This is a genomic window from Stenotrophomonas maltophilia group sp. RNC7, from assembly GCF_030910085.1.
Taxonomy (GTDB): Bacteria; Pseudomonadota; Gammaproteobacteria; order Xanthomonadales; family Xanthomonadaceae; genus Stenotrophomonas; species Stenotrophomonas sepilia.
Genome location: NZ_JAVFVN010000243.1, coordinates 1 through 687 on the forward strand (window position 1 = coordinate 1; position 687 = coordinate 687).

Here is a 687-nt window from a genome sequence, read left to right on the forward strand (position 1 = left end):
CCTGCTGCCGCGCTGGCAATCAGGATTATCAACAATAACAACGTCCAGACTATTTCCCGATCCACGACAGCCATCCATTGGTCATGAATAATCTCACTGGTGTATTATCATTCCGAAGAATTAAGCCGCTATTTTTCCCACGGATAGCTTAGATCGTCAAAAATATTCAGCATGAACAAGAGTTTTGACGCTCAATGTTTTATTAATGTCTCGCAAAAGCAAGATGGTCTGCTAGCGGCTCCATTCGGGCGGTTAGACTCCCACACTCTCTGATCGGCAATCGCCCGGAAATTATCTCCTTCTAGGCAATAAAAAACAAAGCTTTGTACTAATCGGGGATTGAGGTATGATTTATTCATACCTATATGGATGGGGTAAAACAGGTGCGAAATGGCTAACATCGAAAAACGTACGATTAGTCTGCCTAGTGAACAGGCAGCATTTATCGACTCAAAGATCAAGACGGGTGACTACGCTTCGGTCAGCGAGGTTGTCCGTGCGGGTATCCGGGCCCTGCGTGAACGGGACGCGGCCATCGAACGCTGGCTGAAAAACGATGTAGCAGCTTCTTATGATGCAATGACGTCCGACCCATCTCGGGCAGTATCAGTTGATTCCGCTCTGGACTCAATTCGTCAACGGCATGCCAAGCGTAAGAAAGATCTCAAGTGATAAGTAGGACAGTAG

At 46.9% G+C, this 687-nt stretch carries 1 protein-coding gene; it reads left to right on the forward strand.

From position 1 onward, the window contains the following. The first annotated feature begins 390 nt into the window (after positions 1-390). On the forward strand, positions 391-672 hold the full coding sequence (locus tag RCF13_RS03045) for a type II toxin-antitoxin system ParD family antitoxin (protein ID WP_025091185.1): 282 nt from the start codon (positions 391-393) through the stop codon (positions 670-672). Positions 673-687: the final 15 nt, after the last annotated feature.